20 protein-coding genes are annotated in these 19,741 nt (G+C 61.7%); 2 read left to right on the top strand and 18 right to left on the bottom strand.

Annotated elements, in window-relative coordinates:
• Positions 1–7 precede the first annotated feature (7 nt).
• The 10 genes from ppk1 to AC097P_RS14755 all read right to left on the bottom strand — a co-directional run bounded on the left by ppk1 (position 8) and on the right by AC097P_RS14755 (position 10,523).
• Positions 8–2,125: a polyphosphate kinase 1 gene (gene ppk1, locus AC097P_RS14800; protein WP_479611194.1), complete on the bottom strand. Its 2,118-nt coding sequence runs from the start codon at positions 2,123–2,125 to the stop codon at positions 8–10.
• A 39-nt stretch (positions 2,126–2,164) separates the two neighbouring features.
• Positions 2,165–3,247 (bottom strand): glycosyltransferase family 4 protein, encoded by a 1,083-nt coding sequence (locus tag AC097P_RS14795; RefSeq protein ID WP_479611193.1) that lies wholly within the window; start codon positions 3,245–3,247, stop codon positions 2,165–2,167.
• A complete protein-coding gene (locus AC097P_RS14790) occupies positions 3,244–4,125 on the bottom strand; it encodes a UDP-2,3-diacylglucosamine diphosphatase (protein WP_479611192.1) in 882 nt (293 codons plus the stop codon). Before AC097P_RS14790 ends, AC097P_RS14795 begins: the two co-directional genes overlap by 4 nt.
• Entirely contained in the window at positions 4,125–4,964 is an 840-nt protein-coding gene (locus tag AC097P_RS14785; RefSeq protein ID WP_479611191.1) for a GNAT family N-acetyltransferase, read from the bottom strand. Before AC097P_RS14785 ends, AC097P_RS14790 begins: the two co-directional genes overlap by 1 nt.
• Before the next feature lie 2 nt (positions 4,965–4,966).
• Positions 4,967–5,197, bottom strand: a complete 231-nt coding sequence (locus AC097P_RS14780; protein WP_479611190.1) for a hypothetical protein — start codon at positions 5,195–5,197, stop codon at positions 4,967–4,969.
• A 213-nt stretch (positions 5,198–5,410) separates the two neighbouring features.
• Entirely contained in the window at positions 5,411–7,276 is a 1,866-nt protein-coding gene (locus AC097P_RS14775) for a sensor domain-containing diguanylate cyclase (protein WP_479611189.1), read from the bottom strand.
• A gap of 101 nt (positions 7,277–7,377) precedes the next feature.
• Positions 7,378–8,433 (bottom strand): SRPBCC family protein, encoded by a 1,056-nt coding sequence (locus AC097P_RS14770; RefSeq protein WP_479611188.1) that lies wholly within the window; start codon positions 8,431–8,433, stop codon positions 7,378–7,380.
• Between the two features lie 40 nt (positions 8,434–8,473).
• On the bottom strand, positions 8,474–9,337 hold the full coding sequence (locus AC097P_RS14765) for an NAD(P)H-binding protein (protein ID WP_479611187.1): 864 nt from the start codon (positions 9,335–9,337) through the stop codon (positions 8,474–8,476).
• A complete protein-coding gene (locus AC097P_RS14760) occupies positions 9,334–9,864 on the bottom strand; it encodes a thiol-disulfide oxidoreductase DCC family protein (protein WP_479611186.1) in 531 nt (176 codons plus the stop codon). The genes AC097P_RS14765 and AC097P_RS14760 overlap by 4 nt, the downstream gene beginning before the upstream one ends.
• Before the next feature lie 56 nt (positions 9,865–9,920).
• Entirely contained in the window at positions 9,921–10,523 is a 603-nt protein-coding gene (locus tag AC097P_RS14755; RefSeq protein ID WP_479611185.1) for a GbsR/MarR family transcriptional regulator, read from the bottom strand.
• 377 nt (positions 10,524–10,900) lie between these two features.
• Between AC097P_RS14755 and AC097P_RS14750 the strand changes: the two genes are divergently transcribed.
• Positions 10,901–11,989, top strand: coding sequence for a M14 family zinc carboxypeptidase (locus AC097P_RS14750; protein ID WP_479611184.1), 1,089 nt, complete (start codon positions 10,901–10,903; stop codon positions 11,987–11,989).
• On the opposite strand, the gene AC097P_RS14745 is transcribed toward AC097P_RS14750, so the two are convergent.
• From AC097P_RS14745 to AC097P_RS14720, 6 genes are all read right to left on the bottom strand, one after another.
• A complete protein-coding gene (locus tag AC097P_RS14745; RefSeq protein WP_479611183.1) occupies positions 11,986–12,399 on the bottom strand; it encodes a response regulator transcription factor in 414 nt (137 codons plus the stop codon). The genes AC097P_RS14750 and AC097P_RS14745 overlap by 4 nt on opposite strands.
• A 73-nt stretch (positions 12,400–12,472) precedes the next feature.
• Complete coding sequence (locus AC097P_RS14740) at positions 12,473–12,967, bottom strand: GNAT family N-acetyltransferase (protein WP_479611182.1); 495 nt, start codon at positions 12,965–12,967, stop codon at positions 12,473–12,475.
• A 10-nt stretch (positions 12,968–12,977) separates the two neighbouring features.
• Positions 12,978–14,309, bottom strand: coding sequence for a phosphoglucosamine mutase (gene glmM / locus AC097P_RS14735; protein ID WP_479611181.1), 1,332 nt, complete (start codon positions 14,307–14,309; stop codon positions 12,978–12,980).
• Positions 14,310–14,349: 40 nt separating this feature from the next.
• On the bottom strand, positions 14,350–15,222 hold the full coding sequence (gene folP / locus AC097P_RS14730; protein WP_479611180.1) for a dihydropteroate synthase: 873 nt from the start codon (positions 15,220–15,222) through the stop codon (positions 14,350–14,352).
• 72 nt (positions 15,223–15,294) lie between these two features.
• Entirely contained in the window at positions 15,295–17,220 is a 1,926-nt protein-coding gene (gene ftsH / locus AC097P_RS14725) for an ATP-dependent zinc metalloprotease FtsH (RefSeq protein ID WP_479611179.1), read from the bottom strand.
• A gap of 158 nt (positions 17,221–17,378) precedes the next feature.
• On the bottom strand, positions 17,379–18,044 hold the full coding sequence (locus AC097P_RS14720; protein ID WP_479611178.1) for an RlmE family RNA methyltransferase: 666 nt from the start codon (positions 18,042–18,044) through the stop codon (positions 17,379–17,381).
• Between the two features lie 59 nt (positions 18,045–18,103).
• Between AC097P_RS14720 and AC097P_RS14715 the strand changes: the two genes are divergently transcribed.
• Positions 18,104–18,580, top strand: a complete 477-nt coding sequence (locus tag AC097P_RS14715) for a YhbY family RNA-binding protein (protein ID WP_479611177.1) — start codon at positions 18,104–18,106, stop codon at positions 18,578–18,580.
• A gap of 136 nt (positions 18,581–18,716) precedes the next feature.
• Here AC097P_RS14715 and AC097P_RS14710 read toward each other — a convergent pair whose 3' ends face one another.
• Together AC097P_RS14710 and greA are read right to left on the bottom strand one after the other, a co-directional pair.
• On the bottom strand, positions 18,717–19,121 hold the full coding sequence (locus AC097P_RS14710) for a DUF4149 domain-containing protein (RefSeq protein WP_479611176.1): 405 nt from the start codon (positions 19,119–19,121) through the stop codon (positions 18,717–18,719).
• 25 nt (positions 19,122–19,146) lie between these two features.
• Positions 19,147–19,626: a transcription elongation factor GreA gene (gene greA / locus AC097P_RS14705; RefSeq protein WP_479611175.1), complete on the bottom strand. Its 480-nt coding sequence runs from the start codon at positions 19,624–19,626 to the stop codon at positions 19,147–19,149.
• Between the last annotated feature and the right edge of the window lie 115 nt (positions 19,627–19,741).

Below are 19,741 nucleotides of genomic sequence, written 5' to 3'. Positions count from 1 at the left end.
AATCGTCCTAGGCTCCGCCGTGGGTTTTGCCGGCCTGTGCGTAGCGCGCCATAAGCGCTGCCTGCGCACCGTGTACGGGCTTGCTGCCGTCGGCCCGGCTGCGTGTGTATTTGCCGTCTGGCCCCAGGTCCCAGGCGTCAACGCCGTCGTGCAGATAAGCCACCAGGCATTCATCAACAATGCGCTGGCGCTGCACGGGATCGGTCACCGGCCAAGCCAGCTCGACGCGACGCACCATGTTGCGGTTCATCCAGTCGGCGCTGGAGAGGTAGAGCTCTTCCGTGTCGCCTTCGCGAAAATAGAACACCCGCGAATGCTCCAAGAATCGCCCAATGATCGATCGCACACGGATGTTGTCTGTGTGCCCGGGCACCTGAGCCGGCAGCATGCATGCTCCGCGCACAATCAGGTCGATGCGCACGCCCTTGCTGCCTGCACGCATCAGACTGCGTATCAGCGCCTCATCCGTCAACGAGTTCATTTTGGCAACGATTCGCGTATCTGCGCCGCGCGCCGCCGCCAACCCCAACGCATCTATGCGGTCCAGCAAATTGCGGTGCAGGTAAAACGGTGCAAACCACAGCTTGCGCAAGGTCGGCAGCTTGCTTTGGCTCGCCAGGTGCACAAACACGTGCTCCATGTCCGTCGTCAGCACCGAGTCTGCCGTGATGTGGCTGACGTCGGTGTACAAGCGTGCTGTTCGGGGGTTGTAGTTTCCGGTCGACAGATGGCCATAACGCTTGAGTGTTTTGCCCTCGCGCCGGGTGATCAGCATCATCTTCGCGTGGGTCTTGAGACCAACGACACCGTACAGAACCTGTGCGCCGATCGACTCCAGCATCTCGGCCCAGTTGATATTGGCCTCTTCGTCGAAACGGGCCTTCAGTTCCACCACCACGGTCACCTCTTTACCGCGGCGCACCGCCTCGCGCAGCAGGTCCATCAGCTCTGAGTTGGGGCCCGTCCGGTAGATGGTTTGCTTGATAGCCAGCACCTGCGGGTCGTTGACAGCTTCGCGCAAGAACTCCAACACGCCGTCAAAACTCTCGAACGGTTGGTGGATCAGCACATCACCCAGCTTCAGTTGCTCGAAGATGGACAGGTTGGTATCCAGGCGCGCAGGGAAGGACGGTCTATACGGCGCAAAGCACAGGTCGGGCCTGTCCACCAGGTCGATCAATTGGGTCAGACGCACAAGATTGACCGGCCCATGGACCCGGTACAAGGCCTTGGCCGGTAAATCAAACTGGTGCAGCAAGAAATCGGACAGGTATTCCGAGCACCCGGCCGATACCTCCAGGCGCACAGCCTGCCCATAGTGGCGGTGTACCAATCCTTGGCGCAAGGCCATGCGCAGGTTTTGCACATCGTCCTCGTCCACCGCTAGATCGGAATGCCGCGTCACCCGAAACTGCGAAAACTCGCCGACGTGCCGCCCTGCAAACAGCTCCGACAGATGCGCGCGGATCACGCTGGACAGCGACACGAATAGCGTTCGCGTACCCGACACTTTGGCCGGCATGCGGATCATGCGCGGCAACACGCGCGGCACTTTGACGATGGCGATCTCGTTCTCGCGCCCGAAGGCATCGCGCCCGCCCAGCCGCACGATGAAGTTCAGCGACTTGTTGGCCACCTGCGGGAATGGGTGCGAGGGGTCTAGCCCCACCGGTATCAAGAGGGGGCGCACCTCGCGCTCGAAATATTGTTTCACCCAGTTGCGCTGCGCCGTGTTGCGGTCGCCGTGCGACACGATCTGGATACCCTCCCGCTCAAAGGCTGGCATCAGCTGCTCGTTGTACAGCGTGTACTGGCGGCCCACAATGTCGTGCAACGATGCCGCCAGCCGCTCGAACGAACCGACCGAGAACACGCCCTTGCGCTCACCTGCCTGCACGGCAATCACATGGGGTTCGGCCCGCACCTCGAAGAATTCGTCCAGGTTGGACGACACGATGCACAGAAAGCGCAGCCGCTCCAGCAGCGGTACATCGCTGCGCACGGCCCAGTCCAGCACACGCTCGTTGAAGGCCAGAATACTGTGGTCACGGTCCAGCAGATCCGGTGCCTGGCTCGGCGGCTTATCAGGGGCTTGCAACGGAGAACTGCGCAGGAAAGACAACATAGGCTCAGGCTTCACTATGACACAACGGTGACGGATTGTTTACGAGCGGGATGACAGTTGTGTGACAGTGTTGTGAATTGCAAGTTCCGTGCTGCCAGGCAGGCCCTTGCGCGCCGGCACCAGGTGTCCCAGGAAGAGTTGCGAGGCGTGCGCCCAGCTAAAGGCCTGCGCTCGCGCGCGAGCCGCATGTCGGGGGATGCTCAGCGCTTGGTACCAGGCCAGCGACAGATCTGCCTGCAGTGCTCCGCCACAGGCGGGCTGGCCCACCACCTCCAGCGGGCCGTCCACCGGGTAGGCCGCCACTGGCGTGCCGCAGGCCATGGACTCCAGCATGACCAGGCCAAAGGTCTCAGAACGGCTGGGCATTACAAACACATCGGCCGCGGCGTAGACCTGGGCTAGCACATCGCGCGGCAGCACGCCCAGCCAGCGCACATGCGGATAGCGCTCGCGCAGGCTGGCCTCCAGCGGCCCTACTCCGCAGACCACCTTGGTCCCCGGCACATCCATTTGCAGGAATGCATCAATGTTCTTCTCGTAGGACACCCGCCCGACAAACAGCGACACCGGCCGCGCCATCGTGCCCAGCGGGGCAAACACCTGCGGTACCTCTTGGTATTGGAACAGGCGCACGTCCACACCGTGCGTCCAGTTGCGCAGGTTGCGAAAACCCCTGCCCTGCAGCATACGCAGTACGTTGTCGGTGGGCACCAGCACGCCGGACGATGGCCGGTGGAAGTGCCGAAACAGCGCATAGCCCATCCACAAGGGCACGCCAATGGCTGCTTTCAAAATCTCGGGGAAGCGCGTGTGGAAGGCCGTTGTGAATGCCAGACCCCGGCGCAGGCAATAGCGCCGCGCAGCCCAGCCCAGCGGGCCTTCGGTTGCCAGATGAACAGCGTCAGCACCAATGGCATCCATTCGGCGGCACAACGCCTTGGCAGGTCGCACGGCCAGGTCGATGCCGGCGTAGCCCGGGCAGGGCCGGGTGTCGAACTGGCCGGGGTGGATGACCTCGACCTGGTGGCCCTGGGCCTCCATCTCGCGCACCAGTTCCACCAAAGTTGTCACCACACCATTGACCTGGGGCAGCCAGGCATCCGTTACCAGCGCCAGCTTCATGCGCTTACCTCCTGTGCAGCGTGCACCAGCACTGTGCTGGTCCGCTCTTCATTCCAGTACACCAGTTCCAGGCGGCCGTCCATGTGCTCGACCAGCGCGCTGCGGCTCTCTACCCAATCACCGTCGTTGCAGTACAGGATGCCGTTGATGTCACGCATCTCGGCACGGTGGATGTGGCCACAGACCACGCCGTCGTGCCCCAGCGAACGGGCGGCGTTGGCCACCGCCACCTCGAAATCAGTCACATAGTTCAGCGCGGTCTTGACCTTCTGCTTCAGGTAGGCCGACAGCGACCAGTACGGCAAGCCCATGCGCCCGCGCAGGTTGTTCAGGTGGCGGTTGAGCTTCAGCGTGAACTCGTACAGGTTGTCACCCAGAAAAGCCAGCCACTTCGCGCACTGGATGACGCCATCGAAATAATCGCCGTGCGTGATCCACAGGCGTCGGCCATCGGCCGTGGTGTGCACCGCGTCTTCGCGTACCTCTATGCCACCAAACTCATGGCCCAGAAAGCCGCGCGCAAATTCGTCATGGTTGCCAGGTATGAAGATGACTTTGCAGCCCTTGCGCGCCCGGCGCAGCAGCTTTTGCACCACGTCGTTGTGCGACTGCGGCCAAAACCAGCGCCGGCGCAGCTGCCAACCGTCGACAATGTCGCCAACCAGGTACAGCGTGTCGCTGGGGTGGGCCTTCAGGAAACCCAGCAATGCCTGGGCCTGGCAGCCGGCCGTGCCCAGGTGGATGTCAGATACAAAGATAGCCCGGTAGCGGCGGCCGGGCTTGTCATCCTCATCATCGTCGTCGGTGCTGGTATCTATGCGGGCGCCGGCTAGCATGCCCTGCATCTGCGGGGCAAACGCGTCTAGGCCGGCGCGCATCAGGCCCCCAGAAAGTGTTTGCGGTAACGCGCGGGCAAGTCGTCCAGGCGCATCAGCATCGGCAGGTCGGCGGAATTGAAATCTGGGTCCCAGGCCGGGGGGCCCAGAACCTTGGAGCCCAGGCGCAGATAGCCCTTGATCAGTGCGGGTGGCTCCACATCCAGCGACGCGTCCAGCTGCTCTATGGGCAGCGGCAAGCGCGGCCGCACGTGGTATTCAATCGGTGCCAGATGCGTCGCCGCCACCTTGCGCCAGATGCTGGCCGCCAGGTCGCCACTGACCACGCCGTTGTGCAGCATGGGGATGCTGGCGCAGCCGATCATCGTGTCCAACTGGTTGCGCACCATGAAGGCACCCAAAGCACCCCACAGCGCCATGATGACGCCGCCATGGCGGTAGTCCTTGTGCACGCAGCTGCGACCCAGCTCCACCATGCGATCGCGCAGCGTCCGCAGGCGGGTCAAGTCAAACTCGGTGTCGCTGTAGGTGCTGCCCACGCGCTGGGCCTGCACCGGCGTCAGCACGCGGTAGGTGCCGATGACTTGGCCTGTGATCTCGTCGCAGACCAGCAGGTGCTCGCAAAAGTTGTCAAACAGGTCGATGTCGTGGCCAGGCAGTGTTGTGCTCAGCCGCGCACCCATTTCACCGGCAAAGATGTCATAGCGCAGGCGCTGGGCGGCGCGCACTTCGTCCAGGTGCTGGGCCCAGAAGACCTTGATCGCCAGGGGTTGAGATGCCGCTGTTGGCAGGCCAGCGCCGCGCTGCGCGCCCAGCGCGGTTTGGGTATCCAGGGCCAGGCTGGTCGCGGATGACAGGTTGATGCCGAAGTTGTCTGCCATGATCAGTTTCCGGTGTGGATGGCCACGCGCGGTTGGGCGCGGTGCTCGGACAGTGCATCCAGCCAGGGCTGGGTGCCGGCCTTGAACCGCAGACCGCCAGGGCTGTTGGCCAGCGCATGCGCGGTGCAGCGCAGGATGCGCATGCACTGCTGCTCAAAATCGTAGGTGGGGCGGCTGGTGGACGTTGTCAGAGACCTGCCAAACTCCACTGCTGCGTGCAGATGTTTTCCCATGTGCTTCTCTCCATCGTGCTTGTTATGCGGCGATTTTGAGAGGCGCAGATGACGCGTTCACGTCAGTTAGATGGCAGTTGTATGACAGGGCACGGGCGGCAGAAGGAAATGCCTTCCGCGCGATCACATAAGTCTTTTCGGGCTGTAGCCCTCGCCCAATGAGCGTAAGCCGCTACCGAAACGATAGCAACCCTTAAACCGAGGCTTATCGGCTCATACCACCATGGACGCCAGCACCGCGCGGTTGCGCCCCTGGGTCTTGGCCAGGTACAGCGATGCATCGGCAGCCTGGATCAACGCAGCCGGCTCCTGCCCCTCGCGTGGCACCATGACGGCCACACCGATGCTGGCTGTCACGTAACCAAAGGTCGAGAACGCGTGCGGCAGCGCCGCCATCTCCAGCTCTTCACACACCTTGTGTGCCATATTCAGCGCGCCTTCGGCATCGGTGGCGGGTGCGAAGAACACGAATTCCTCGCCACCGTAGCGTGCCACCATGTCACCGGTGCGGCACACGGTAGCGGCCAGGATGCGAGAGAAGTTGCGCAGGCATTCATCCCCCGCCTGGTGGCCGTAGCAGTCGTTGTATTTCTTGAACCAGTCGATGTCCACCATGGCCAGCGCAAGGGGCTGCTGCAGCCGCGTGCTGCGCAGCCATTCGTTGGCCAGCAACTTGTCAAAGTGGCGCCGGTTGGCGATGCCGGTCAGGCCGTCGGTGGTACTCAGGGCCTCCAGCCGTTGGTTGAGTATCTGCAGCTCGTGGGTGCGCACGGCCACGCCCTCCTCCAAAATGGCCTCCGACGAGCGCAGGTTCTCCACCAGGCGCTGCTGGGCGGCTTCCTTCTCGCGGCGTATCACGTTGTAGCGGTCAGCCAGTGCGAATGACAACAGCAGCATCTCCAGCGCCGAGCCTATCTGGGCACCCGACGTGGTTAGCGCATTCGTCGGCAAGATGCCCAGCTGCCGCATCGACAGCATGGCAAGCGCCAGCAACACAACGACAAACGCCGCCATGAAAAAGTAGGCGCTGCGCTCGCGCTTGAACGCGCAGACGGCGCCGGTGACCAGCAGCAGCACCGCGGTCACGGCGTAGTTGATGACAAACAGGCGCGCGAAGTGCTGGAACCACAGCACCAGCAGGCCACAGAACGCGATGTTGACGAACACGAACAGCTTCAGCAACCGATCCAGCACCGGCACATGCTGGGCCGTGAACAACATGCGCCGCGTGAACAGCAAAAATGCCGTCAGCGCAATGGCCAGCGACACATTGGTCGCCACCATCGTCAGCTGCGGCTGGTCCCCCCAGATGAACTCCGTGCCCACGCCGACGAAGGCGGCCAAGGTCAGCGCACTGAAGGCCGCCGACACGACGTACAGCAGATAGCTGGTGTCTCGCAGCGCTACAAACAGCATCAGGTTGTAGAGGATGATGGCCAGCGCGCTGCCAAAGTACAGGGCCTGGAACACGTAGTCGGCCCGCTCGTGGGCGTGGAAGGCCTGCGGCTCCCACAGCGAAATCGGCAGGATCATCGAATTGGGTGTGGCAATCCGCAGGTACAGCATTTGGTCGGCCTGTGCCGGTAATGTGATGGGCAGCACAAAGAAGCGGCTGGCGTGCGGGCGCGTCGCAAAAGGCAATGCATAGCCGGTTTGCGTACTCTGGTAACCGCCGCCATCGACCGGCTGGTACAGCGCCAACTGTGCCAGCAGTGGATTGGCAATCTCCAGCATGCGCACCACCGGTTGCGAGCCGGTGTTTTGCACATGCAGGCGCAGCCAGATGGCTGACTGGGTGTAGGAAAAGTTCAAGGATTCGCCCGACGCAACACCGCTTTTGAAACGGGCGGCAACATCGGGCTTTTGCAGGTCATCGATCCGCAGGCTCAGGCTGCTGTCCTCCAATACTGAGAGGTATCCGGTCAGCGAGACTGGCTTGGAACCCATGCGGCTGGCGTCCAGCACCGCTTCGCCAGCCCAGGCTTGGCCTGCAGCCAGCAGCAGACCGCACAACCACAACAATACGCTGTATGCAGCGCTGCGCGCATGGGGCAAAGTGGCAGGCCAGGCCGCGTTCATAGGGTACTTTCTGACACTCTTGTGCCCCGTGCGACGCACAGGGCAAGCAAGAACTTACACGTTCTACAAAGGCCCTGTATACAACGCGGCGAGGTAAGCCGTCAACCGGACCGGGCGCTCGCCTCACTACGGCTTTTGTAAAACTGAAGGTCGGTATCCAACATGTCACCCAATAGCCACTGCGCCACCCGGTCGGCGTAGAAGTTGAACTGTGTCGTCACCCGGTAGTGCACCACCACATCGACACGCGTGCCACCACCGGCTACTGGCGTCAACGTGAAGGCCGTGTCGTGCAGGTCAAAGTAGTGCCCGCCGATCAGCACATGGTCGTCCAGCGCCTGGGGCGGGAACGAGGTAGGGCTAAAACGGTAGGTCCACCGCAGGTAGCGGCTGGGTTGCCAATCGGAGATGGGCTCGTCAAAGTGCACAGCCTTGCCCCAGCGCGTAGTGCGTACGTGGCCTTCGGGCGTGGATGTGGTCACGCCAGACAATGGCATGGGCACTCCAATGCGGGCGGCCCAGGTGGCGCCAAAGTCCTCCGGCGCAATATTGGTGGCCTGGTTCAGGTGCGCCCACACCTGCTCGGGTGCGGCCTGGATTACGGCGCTGCGTTGTACCGTGTTCAAGACCGTGGGCTCGGGCAAGTAGTCGCCCAAAGCGCCCAACACCAAGGGAAGCGCGGCAAAGCCGTACAGGGTCTGGCGCGGCCAGTTGGTCATGCGGCACACCCAGCCCATCAGCAAGCCACCCAGCGCGCCCAGGGCTGCAAACATGGGGATGATGATGATGGCGCAGATTAGCCCCTCCACCATGATCAACAGTGTGCCCAGCACGTAGAGGCAGTTGGCCACAAACGGCGCCCATAGGTAGTAGCCCCAGGTTCTGCGCTCCCGCGTTTCGGCCACATAGACGGTCAGTGCACCCACGACCAGTGGCGACAAGTAAATGAATGCGCCAGCCATCGGCGACCAGTTGCTGCCCGCAGCGCCGGAAAACAAAAAGCGCAACACCAGGCCACCGGCAATACCGGCCAACAACGGTGCCCACCAGCTGTAGGGGATCATGGACTTGGGTTGTATCACCAGCGGTAATTCTGGCCATTCGGCGGGTTCGGGCAATTCGGAAGATTCGGGCGGGGGTGGTACGGCAGCGCTCATGGGTAAAGGCCTTTAATGTTGCTATGTTTTTGGTAGCTGCTTACGCGCTCTGCACGAGGGCTAGCGCTGGTTTTGGCATATGGCCTAGCCAGGTCTGGGCAGCATTGGGGCTGGGCAGGCTCTGGGCCTGCAGCATGCGCACGGTGTCGCGGCTGAACACGTTTTGCGGCAGGAATGTAGCCATCCAAGCACCCACATGCACCAGCCACCATGGCATCGGCAGGTACAGCGCAGCGCCCTTGCCCGCCGCACGGCGCAAGCCCGCCAGCAGCTCGCGGTATGACAGGGTTTGCGCACCGGCCAGCTCCACGACGCGGCGCAGCGCCTTGGGGTACTCGCACAGGTTGGCCACCGCATCGGCCACGTCTTGGGTATGGATGGGCGCCATGCGCGAGGCGCCCGGGTGCAGCAACCCCGGCAGGCTGATCACGGGCAGCCGGGCCAGAAATCGGAACAGCCGGGTGCTAGGGCTGGCATCGTCCAACAGCAAGGCTGGACGCACGATCGCGTAGTCCACCGGGCCCGCTTGCAATGCCTGCTCGGCCGCCAGCTTGCTGGCCATGTAAGCGCCGGGTATGCCAGTGCCAACCCCCAGCGCGGATATCTGCACGATTCGGGCCACGCGCGCCTTGGCGCAGGCGGCAAACAGCGCTGCGGGTGCCTGCACGTGGACTGCGTCGAACCGGTTGTCGCCGCGCTCGATCAGCAGGCCTACGGCGTTGACGACAATGTGCGTGCCGCGCAACAGCTCGGCAAAGGCTTCGGGCGTGGTGTCAAAGCGGAAATCCACCGCCACATCGCAGCCGGTGCGCCCGGCCGTTGTCACGGTGTGGCCGGCCCGACGCAGGCTACTGGCAATGGCGCGGCCCAGCACGCCGGCGCCGCCGAAGACGAGGATGTTCATGGTTTTACCCCGGTGGATGGGGCGCACACCCCGTCGTGGCAGGCTGTTGCGGCCCGCGCGGCACGCGGCGCCGTGTGCTCTAGTTGTGCGGCGCGCGGCTGCGCCCGGTATCGGCGCAGCCACAGCAGCAGCGGCATCGTGGCGCGAGAGAGGCCGTAGCGGTTGCGCGCAAACGCGCCATACGCCTGCTCTATCCTCGGCGCAACCAGCCGCCACTGCGTAGGCGCCGTCCAGTGCCCCAGGCCCACAGCACCATAGGCCAGCCGGAACACTTCGACGCCGATGATCAGGCTGCTATCGGGGCGCTGCGCGTGCAGCAAGCCGTTCAGCGCCTGCAGGCTGACGCCCAGCGGTGCCGGGTCAAAGGCCGGGTTGCTGATGTCGACAAAGCGCAGCCGTCCTGCGGTATTGCGGGCCTTCAGGTTGTCCATCTCCAGGTTGCAGACCGGGCAAGCCGCATCGAAGTACAGGGTCAGGGGATAGTGGCTGCTGTCGGGTCGCTCATCGTTCATACGCAATCCTTTCATTCAGTTATTTCTGTCTAAACAGAAATTAAAGGGCAAAAAAAGGCCCGTCTTTGCATTCAGGGCCCTATCACCGAACCCATGGCTTGCAGATCGGTAGTCTTGTCGCGCGTTGCGGATTTGGCGTCGGTACTGGCGGCCTCACCGCGTATCAGTTTCTGGATCTTGGCACCTAGTTTGAGAACCTTGGTCAGGGTTTCGGTGTCCAGGCGCAGCATCTCGTCGCTCCACGCGGTCATCGTCTCCAGCATGGTCAGCATCTCGCGCATGCGGCTGGCGCGCTCGACGCCGTCGAGCATGATCTCGGGGTGGTTCAACAGCTCACGCAACATGGCAATCGTGGGCATCAACTCGCGCTCCTGGCGCTCACGCACGATGGTGCGGGACAGTTCCCAGATATCGGTGCTGGATTCAAAATGGTCGCGCCGGTCGCCCATCACATGGACCAGTTTGGTGAGGTTCCAGGCCTGCAGCTCGCGGATGGAGTTGCTGACATTGCTGCGCGCCACGTTCAGCGTGTCGGCAATCTCGTCAGCCGGCAGTGGCTTGCCCGCCAGGTACAGCAGCGCATGGATCTGGGCCACGGTGCGGTTGACGCCCCAGCGCGTGCCCATCTCGCCCCAGTGGAGTATGAATTTTTGGCTGGTTTCGCTGAGTTGCATGCCGGTGTGTCCTTGGCTGCAACTGTACTTCTGTCTTTTATTTCTGTCAATACAGAAATAAAAGACAATCCATTAGCGTCGCCGCCGCCAGGCCTGGTAGCGAGAGCGTTGCAGGGCTACCAGCTCCACCACGCCCCAGGTGATGCTGCTGAGCACATACAGGCGACGCATGGCCTCAGGCCTTCGCAGCGCTGCTGCCACCCGTGGGCAGACCCAGGCTGATCCAGCCATCGTCAAACAAAGCATCCAGCTTCTTTTGCAAACCCAAAAGTTTCCAGAGCATGGTGGCCTCCTAGTGGTGTAGTAAGACCTCTAGGCTATCGACGTTGTGTGACAGTTTTGCGTAAAGCATCCATACCCCTGCCCTACGCTGTGCCATGCAGCAACAAGAGGCTTTGCGGGCTAAGCTTGGCGCTTCTCCATCTGTTGCCCTCAACCCGTACTCCAGCGTGCAAGCCACCCATCTGCCAGAACTCGAAGCCCTGGAACGTATCCTGGACCTGGGCGCGCCGCACCTGCAGGTGCGGGTGGCGCACCAGGTAACAGCCCCTGCCGGTACCGCCCTGCCCGTCTACGCTATCAGCCTGGGCAACCCCAGCCCGCAGGTGCCCGCTATCGGCTTCTTCGGTGGTGTGCACGGGCTGGAGCGTATCGGCGCTGAGGTGGTGATCGCTTTCCTGCAAAGCCTGGTGATGCGCCTGCAGTGGGACGCGACGCTGCACAGCCAACTGGAATCGGTGCGCCTGCTGTTCATGCCCATCATCAACCCCGGTGGCATGTTGCTGGGCACGCGTGCCAACCCGCAAGGCGTAGACCTGATGCGCAATGCGCCAGTGGATGCGGTGGACAAGGTTCCGTTTCTGGTGGGCGGCCAGCGCATCAGCGCAACGCTGCCGTGGTACCGCGGACGGGCCGACGCTGATATGGAGCCAGAGGCTATGGCGCTGTGCGACACCGTGCGCAGCGAGCTGCTGTCGCGCCCCTTCAGCATGGCTCTGGACTGCCACTCAGGCTTTGGCGCCAGCGACCGCATCTGGCTGCCCTACGCCCATACCCGCAAGCCGATCGCGCACTTGGCGGAGATGCAGGCGCTAAAAGAGGTGTTTTTACAAACCTACAGCCACCACCCCTATGTGTTCGAGCCGCAAAGCCTGCAGTACCTGGCCCACGGCGATGTTTGGGATTACCTGTACCGGGAGGCCTGCGTCGAGCCGGAACGCATCTTCTTGCCGCTGACGCTGGAGATGGGCTCGTGGCTGTGGATCAAGAAGAACCCGCGCCAGATGTTTTCGCTGAAGGGCATCTTCAACCCATTGATCGCACACCGCCAGCACCGCGTGTTGCGGCGGCATTTGTCGCTGCTCGATTTTTTATCGCGGGCCACCGCCAGCCACGCGCGGTGGGTGCCGGTCAACGAAGCGCGGGCAAAGCTGCATGCCGACGCGCTGCGCGCCTGGTACGACTAGCCCAGCGGCATGCGCTGCGATGGGGAGAAAGCGCCTTCGAGCTTCAAGGCGATGCACAACTCCATGCTGGAAAAGGGTTTGTTGAGGGTTGCGACCACATGACAGCCCAGGCCTTGCGCCACCAGGCGTGCGCTGTCAAGGGTGGCATTGCCGCGACCACTGATCAAAAGCAGGTCCACCATAGGCGCATGGTCGGCGAGTCGGCTGATCATTTCGAAGCCGTCTATGTCGGGGAGTGACAAGTCCAGGACAATGGTCTGGTAAGTTTGCAGAGCGCTGCTGCGCAGCAGGTCCAACCCGGCCTGGTAGTGCACTGCGACTTGGTCATGCTGGGCCAGCATCTGAACGATCAAGGCACCCATCATGGCGTCATCTTCGACGATGGCAATCGTTCTGTGCTTGTTTGGCATGGGACCCCCTGGTTGACGGTGTCTGCTGTATGGCCCCCCTCTTTCTGCAAGCCCGGGGCCTAGGCGTAACTGCTCAGTCTAACCACTTCTGCATAAACTGTGCCTGCCCCATCGCGGGGTCCAACTGGTAGTTGGCAAAACCCAGGCGCTGGTACAGCTTGTAGGCGCCCGCATTGCCAGACAGTACCTCCAGCGTCAGCTTGCAGGCGCCGCGCTCCAGAGCCAAAGATTCGGCCAGAGCCAGCATCTTTTCGGCAATGCGCTGACCCCGATGGCTGGCCAGCACGGCCACATCGTGCACATTGACCAGCGGGCGGCAGGCAAAGCTGGAGAAGCCTTCCAGGCAGTTGACCAGACCTACGGCGTGGTCCCCATCAAAGGCCAGCACGCTGTAAGCCTGGGGCCGCGCAGCCAGCTCGGCCACCAGGTTGGTCTTGACGAAATCGCTGAGGCCATGGCCACCGCCGGCGGGGTCGTGGGCGTAGGCCTCCATAAGCTGGATCAGAGCTTCTGCGTGGATAGGGTTGGCATAGTCGGCGCGCAGCACGCGGATAGTAGTGGTCGTCATCGGCAGATTCTCAGACGGCCAAGGTGTCGGCAATGCGTTGGGCGCAGGTTTTGGCTTGGAGTGCATCGCGTGCCTCGACCATGACGCGCACCAGCGGCTCGGTGCCACTGGCGCGTATCAGCACGCGGCCGGTATCGCCCAGTTCGGCTTCCACGGCACGGGTTTCCTGCTCCATACGGGCATTGCTCTTCCAATCTTGGCCGGGCTTGAGTCGCACATTGACCAGGGTCTGCGGGAACAGCGTCACTTGCGACAACAACTGCGCTATCGTCTTGCCGCTGCGCTGCAAAGCCTGCAGCACCTGCAGGGCGGATATCAGGCCGTCACCGGTTGTGTGTTTGTCCAGCGCCAGCAGGTGGCCCGAGCCTTCGCCGCCCAGAATCCATTTGTTTTTTTCCAGCTCTTCCAGCACGTAGCGGTCGCCCACCTTGGCGCGCACAAACTGCACGCCACGTGCCTTAAGCGCCACTTCTACGGCCAAATTGGTCATCAGCGTGCCCACTACGCCGGGCACGTCCTCGTTGCGACGTAGACGGTCATCTGCCATCAGGTATAGCAGCTCGTCGCCGTTGTACAGGCGGCCCTGCGCGTCCACCACTTGCAGGCGGTCGGCGTCGCCGTCCAGCGCCACGCCAAAGTCGGCTCGGTGGTCCTTGACCGCAGATACCAGCGCGGCCGGATGGGTGGCGCCTACGTCGTGGTTGATGTTCAGGCCGTCGGGTGCACAACCGATGGCGACCACCTCAGCGCCTAACTCGTGGAAGACTTTGGGTGCGATGTGGTAGGCCGCACCGTGCGCGGCGTCGACAACGATTCGCATGCCTTTGAGTGTCAGGTCATTGGCAAAGGTGCTCTTGCAAAACTCGATGTAACGACCGGCTGCATCATCCAGACGGCGGGTCTTGCCCAGCGATGCCGAATCGGCCCATACCGGTGGCTCGCCCACGGCAGCTTCTACGGCCAGCTCCCACGCGTCAGACAGTTTCGTGCCCTGGGCGCTGAAGAATTTGATGCCATTGTCGGCAAACGGATTGTGGCTGGCGCTGATAACCACGCCCAGTGACGCGCGTTGTGCCCGCGTCAGGTAGGCCACACCCGGCGTGGGCAGCGGGCCCAGCAGCACGACATCCACTCCGGCAGAGTTGAAACCGCTCTCCAGCGCGCTCTCCAGCATATAGCCGGAGATACGGGTGTCCTTGCCGATCAGCACCGTAGGCCGAGCCTCGGTGCGCTTGAGCACACGGCCCACTGCATGCGCAAGGCGCATCACGAAGTCGGGGGTAATGGGGGCCTGGCCCACCGTACCGCGTATGCCATCGGTACCAAAATATTGTCGTGTCATGTTTGTACGTTTACTTCTTTTTGAAAAACCAAAGCCCGCCTCAGCACCGCTGCTGCATGGCACTGAAAACCCGCAGCGCCTGCACCGTTTCCCGGACATCGTGCACGCGAACCACGTGGGCGCCGTTTTGCACCGCCAACAGCGCCGCGGTAACGCTGGGCACCAGGCGGTCGTGCACGTCCAGCGACGCCACCGTTGACAGCGAACGCTCGGCCACAGCCGCCAGCGAAGACTTGCGCGACCAGCCCGCCAGCACCGCATAGCCCATGGGCAGCAGCGCAGCCTGTTGTGCCAGCAGCGCAAAGTTCTGCTGCACGGTTTTGCCGAAACCGATGCCGGGGTCGATACAGATGCGAGCCGGATCGACCCCCAGCCCTCGCAGGTCGTGCGTAAGCCGCTCTAAAAAAGATAGCACCTGTGGCATGACCTCGCCTTCCATCGGCGCCGCTTGCATGGTCTGCGGGTCGCGGTGCATGTGCATCAGGCAGACGCCGCAGTTGCGGTGCTGCCGCACCACGTCCACGCCGGAGCGGCCGGCGGGGTCACCGGTCCAGCGCAGGGCCCATATGTCATTGATGATGTCTGCTCCCAAGTCCAGCACGGCCTGCATGACCTCTGGCTTATAGGTGTCCACAGATACCGGCACGCCCAGCTTGACCGCGTGACGCACAACCGGCAGCACGCGCTCCAGCTCTTCCTCCACCGGAAGTTGCAGGGCCCCAGGGCGGGTGGATTCGCCGCCAATGTCCAAAATGTCGGCACCGTCTTTCACCAGCTTTTCGCAGTGCGCCAACGCGGCCTTACGACTGGCATGCTGGCCGCCGTCGGAGAACGAGTCGGGCGTCACATTGACAATGCCCATGACCTTGGGCGTGCCCAGGTCGATCAAAAAGTGGCTGGTTTGCCATCGCATGGCCGTACTCCCGTCGCAGTCCAGAAATGAGAAAACGGGGCACAAGGCCCCGTCTGTTTTAGTTTCACTGGATCATACAACCGTGGGTGCGGGATCCGTAGAGACGGCGGGTGCTCCACCGTTGCCCCCGCTGCCACCGCCCGTGGCAATAGTCCGCGGTACCCAATCTTTCGGCGGACGTGGCTCGCGGCCCGCCATGATGTCATCAATCTGCTCCCTGTCGATGGTTTCCCAAGCCAACAAGGCTTTCACCATGGCGTGGATCTTGTCCTTGTTTTCCTCAATCAGCCGGCGCGCCAGGGAATACTGCTCGTCAATGATGCGCCGTACCTCGGCATCAACCTTTTGCATGGTGGCTTCGCTGATGTTGGTAGTCTTGGTAACCGAGCGTCCCAAAAAGACCTCGCCTTCATTCTCGGCGTAGACCATTGGGCCCAGGGCCTCCGACATGCCGTAACGGGTCACCATATCGCGCGCGATCTGGGTAGCGCGCTCGAAATCGTTGCTGGCACCTGTGGTCATCTGGTCCATGAAAACTTCTTCAGCCACCCGGCCCCCGAACAAGCTCGCCATGTTCACCAACATGTATTCCTTGTCCCGACTTACCCTGTCCTTCTCGGGCAGGTAGAAGGCAGCACCCAGCGTGCGCCCACGGGGCATGATGGTGACCTTGTGCAGTGGATCATGCTTGGGCAGCATCATCATGACCAGAGCATGCCCCGCCTCGTGGTACGCGGTATTTTTGAGGTCATCGGGGTCCATCACGGCGCTCTTGCGCTCGGGGCCCATGAAGATTTTGTCTTTAGCCTTCTCGAAATCCTGCATCTCGACGACCCGCGCATTGCGGCGTGCCGCCATCAAGGCCGCTTCATTGCACAGGTTGGCTAGATCAGCCCCCGACATACCCGGCGTGCCCCGCGCGATGACGTTGGGGTTCACGTCCTGGCCCAGCGGTACCTTGCGCATGTGGACAGCCAAAATTTGCTCGCGGCCGCGGATATCAGGCAGCGTCACGTAGACCTGGCGGTCAAAACGACCGGGGCGCAACAGTGCGGCGTCCAGAATGTCAGGGCGGTTGGTGGCGGCTACCACGATGACGCCGACATTGGTCTCAAAGCCGTCCATCTCGACCAGCATCTGGTTCAGCGTCTGTTCACGCTCGTCGTTGCCGCCGCCCAAGCCCGCACCACGCTGGCGGCCCACGGCATCGATTTCATCGATGAAGATGATGCAGGGTGCATTTTTCTTGGCGTTGTCGAACATGTCGCGCACACGGGATGCGCCCACGCCGACAAACATTTCCACAAAATCGGAACCCGAGATGCTGAAGAACGGCACCTTGGCTTCACCGGCAATAGACTTGGCCAACAGGGTTTTACCGGTTCCCGGAGGGCCGACCAGCAGCAGGCCACGGGGAATGCGGCCGCCCAGTTTCTGGAACTTGCTGGGGTCTTTCAGGAAATCGACGACTTCTTTCACTTCTTCTTTGGCCTCATCGCAACCGGCCACGTCGGCAAAGGTCACGGTGTTGGTGTTTTCGTCCAGCAACCTGGCCTTGCTCTTGCCGAAGCTGAAAGCGCCGCCCTTGCCGCCCCCCTGCATTTGGCGCATGAAATAAATCCAGACGCCAACCAGCAGCAGCATGGGGCCAAAGTTGATCAGCAGGCGCACCAGGAAAGATTCTTCCTCACGCGCCTTGACATCGAACTTGACGTTGTTGTTGATCAGGTCACCGATCAGACCCTTGTCGATATTGGGCGCCGTAGTCCGGATCTTGCGGTCATCGGTGGTGACAGCCAAGATATCGGATCCGCCCAAGCCAGCGTCCTGAATGATGGCGTTCTTAACGTGCTTGTTGCGCACTTCTTCCAAAAAGTCGGAGTATCCGACGGTGGTGACGCCGGAGGTTCCGCTCTTGTCAAAGGACCGGAAGACGGTGAAAAGCACCAGGCCAATCACCAACCACACTGCAATTTTTGAAAACCACTGATTATTCAAGCGAAGCTCCAATAGGGGCACAACAAGGGGTACTGTGCATATCTGAGACGCATTTTAGGCGTTTCAAGGTACGCAACATACATTTTCGGGGCTTTATGCCACATATACCGCAAGTGCATAACAGGCATGTGTCAGCCACTGCGACTATCGACACCCGCTTAGCCCCCTTGCCGTTTGAGACCCAAACCCACCAGAAAAGTTTCAGACGAACGGTCCCGTGACGCCTTGGGCTTCAGCGGTTTGACCACATCAAACGCGGCTTTGAAGTGCTGCACCACATCGTTGTAGCTGCCGCCGTGGAACACCTTGGCCACCAGCGCGCCCTGGGGTTTCATGTGGTTCTGGGCAAATTCGATGGCCAATTCGACCAAATGCTCAATGCGCGCAGCGTCTGCTGACGATATGCCGGACAGATTAGGGGCCATGTCCGAGACGACAAGATCGGCCTGACGGCCCTGAAGTGCTTGTTCCAGTTTGGCCAGCACATCGGCCTCGCGAAAATCGCCCTGGATGAAGGTCACGCCCTCGATCGGCTCCATCGGCAACAGGTCCAGGCCAATGATGGTGCCGTTGAGCGCCCCTACCGCCGCACCGGTGGGGGACAGCCGGCGGCGCACGTATTGGCTCCAGGCGCCTGGCGTACAACCCAGGTCTACGACCAGATGGCCCGGCTTGATCAGACCCAGGGTTTCGTCGATCTCCTTGAGCTTGTAGGCGGCGCGGGCGCGGTAGCCTTCGCGCGTGGCCAGCTTGACGTAGGGATCGTTGATATGGTCGTGCAACCAGGCCTTGTTGACCTTTTTGTTGCCGGCTTTGGTTTTCATGATTACTTTCTCAGTGGACGGCTCTACCGCCCAGTTTCCGTTCAACCGATAATACAGGTATGCCTCTAATTCAACTGACCCCTGCCCAGCGCAAAGATCACCGTGCCGACGCGCACCACCTGGACCCCGTAGTCATGGTCGGTAACGACGGCCTGACTGCCAATGTCAAAAAAGAGATCGACGCTGCCCTCAACGCCCATGGCTTGATCAAGGTCCGCGTTTTCTCGGATGACCGCGTGGCCCGCGAGGCCATGTTCCAGTCACTGGCGCAAGACCTGAGTGCGGCACCGATCCAGCACATTGGCAAATTGCTGGTGCTGTGGCGCCCCAAGCTGGAGAAGGAAAAAGCTGTCGACGAAGACCGCATGGCCGGTCCCCGCGACGTCAAGGTTTTGAAATACAGCAAACGGGCTGGTCAGCGTCCTGAAGTCAAAACTCTGCGCGTTCTGGGCAACCAGCGCCTGACCGCTGGTGGAAATGTGAAGCGTGCCAAGCCCAAGCCACAGGTCAGCGTCAAGAAGCGCAGCCAGACTTAGGTTTGTTATTCGGTGCGCCTGCCACGGCGGGCAATGCCGGGGGCCTCATGGTGCCAAATGCGCACAAATCGGCCCCCGACATCACCCGCCATGGCGAGATTGGTGTAGACCGCCCCGGCCGTTGCAGTTGACTAGATTAGTGGGGACCGCGTTTGGCCAACTTGCCAAACACCACTGCGGCGCACACCCACTGCACCACATACATCCCCGTGCCAACCCCATGCCACAAGGCCAGGTTGTCGCGAGCGACGATGTGCGGCGTGACGCCAAACTCCACCAGCAGGGCCATCAGCACTCCGCCCACTACAAAAAGCGTAGCGGACTGCGCAATGTCCGCGGGGGTTAGCGCCTTGTTTGACCTAAAGAGCATCAGCAGAACCAGGCCGCATACGGTGGAAATAGCAGTCTGGACACTGAACAGCTTGGCGGCCATATTGCCGGCCATCGCCGGGGTCGGAAGGTGCGCGAACAACATAGGCACGACAAAGAAGCCCAAGGTGCTCAGGCTGCCCCACCACAGGGCAGCGACCCAAACCGGCATATGGCGCATGCTGCAGGGAATGCGATCAGATGTACTGAACGGCCACGACCTCGTAGGCGCGTTCACCGCCCGGAGCCACGACAATGGCGGTGTCGCCTTCTTCCTTGCCGATCAGTGCGCGGGCAATGGGGCTGCTGATGTTGATCAGCCCCTGTTTGATGTCAGCCTCGTCCTCGCCGACGATCTGGTACTTGACGCGGTCTCCCGTCTCCTCGTCAGCCAATTCAACCGTTGCGCCGAACACTACGCGGCCCTCGGAGTGGATGGACGAGGGCTCAATAACCTGGGCCACGCCCAGCTTGCCCTCGATTTCTTGAATACGGCCTTCAATAAAACCCTGGCGCTCCTTGGCAGCGTCGTAATCGGCGTTCTCGCTCAGGTCGCCCTGGGCGCGGGCTTCGGAGATCGCACCAATCACCGCAGGACGCTCCACAGTCTTGAGTTTGTGCAACTCGGCCTTGAGCAGTTCAGCGCCACGCTTGGTAATGGGAAAGGTTGTTGCCATGTTCAGAGAGAAAACAAAAAGTCTAGGAAACAATAAGGGCCGAAACGGCCCGTATAAGCGACAAGGACAGCGCAGCATCGCAACGCTGCACTGTCCTTTACAAAAGCGATTATGC

The sequence above is a fragment of the Rhodoferax sp. ZS1R8 genome, assembly GCF_056521325.1.
The sequence above is the reverse complement of the archived record's forward strand: the minus strand, read 5'-3'. Positions and strand labels throughout refer to the sequence as shown.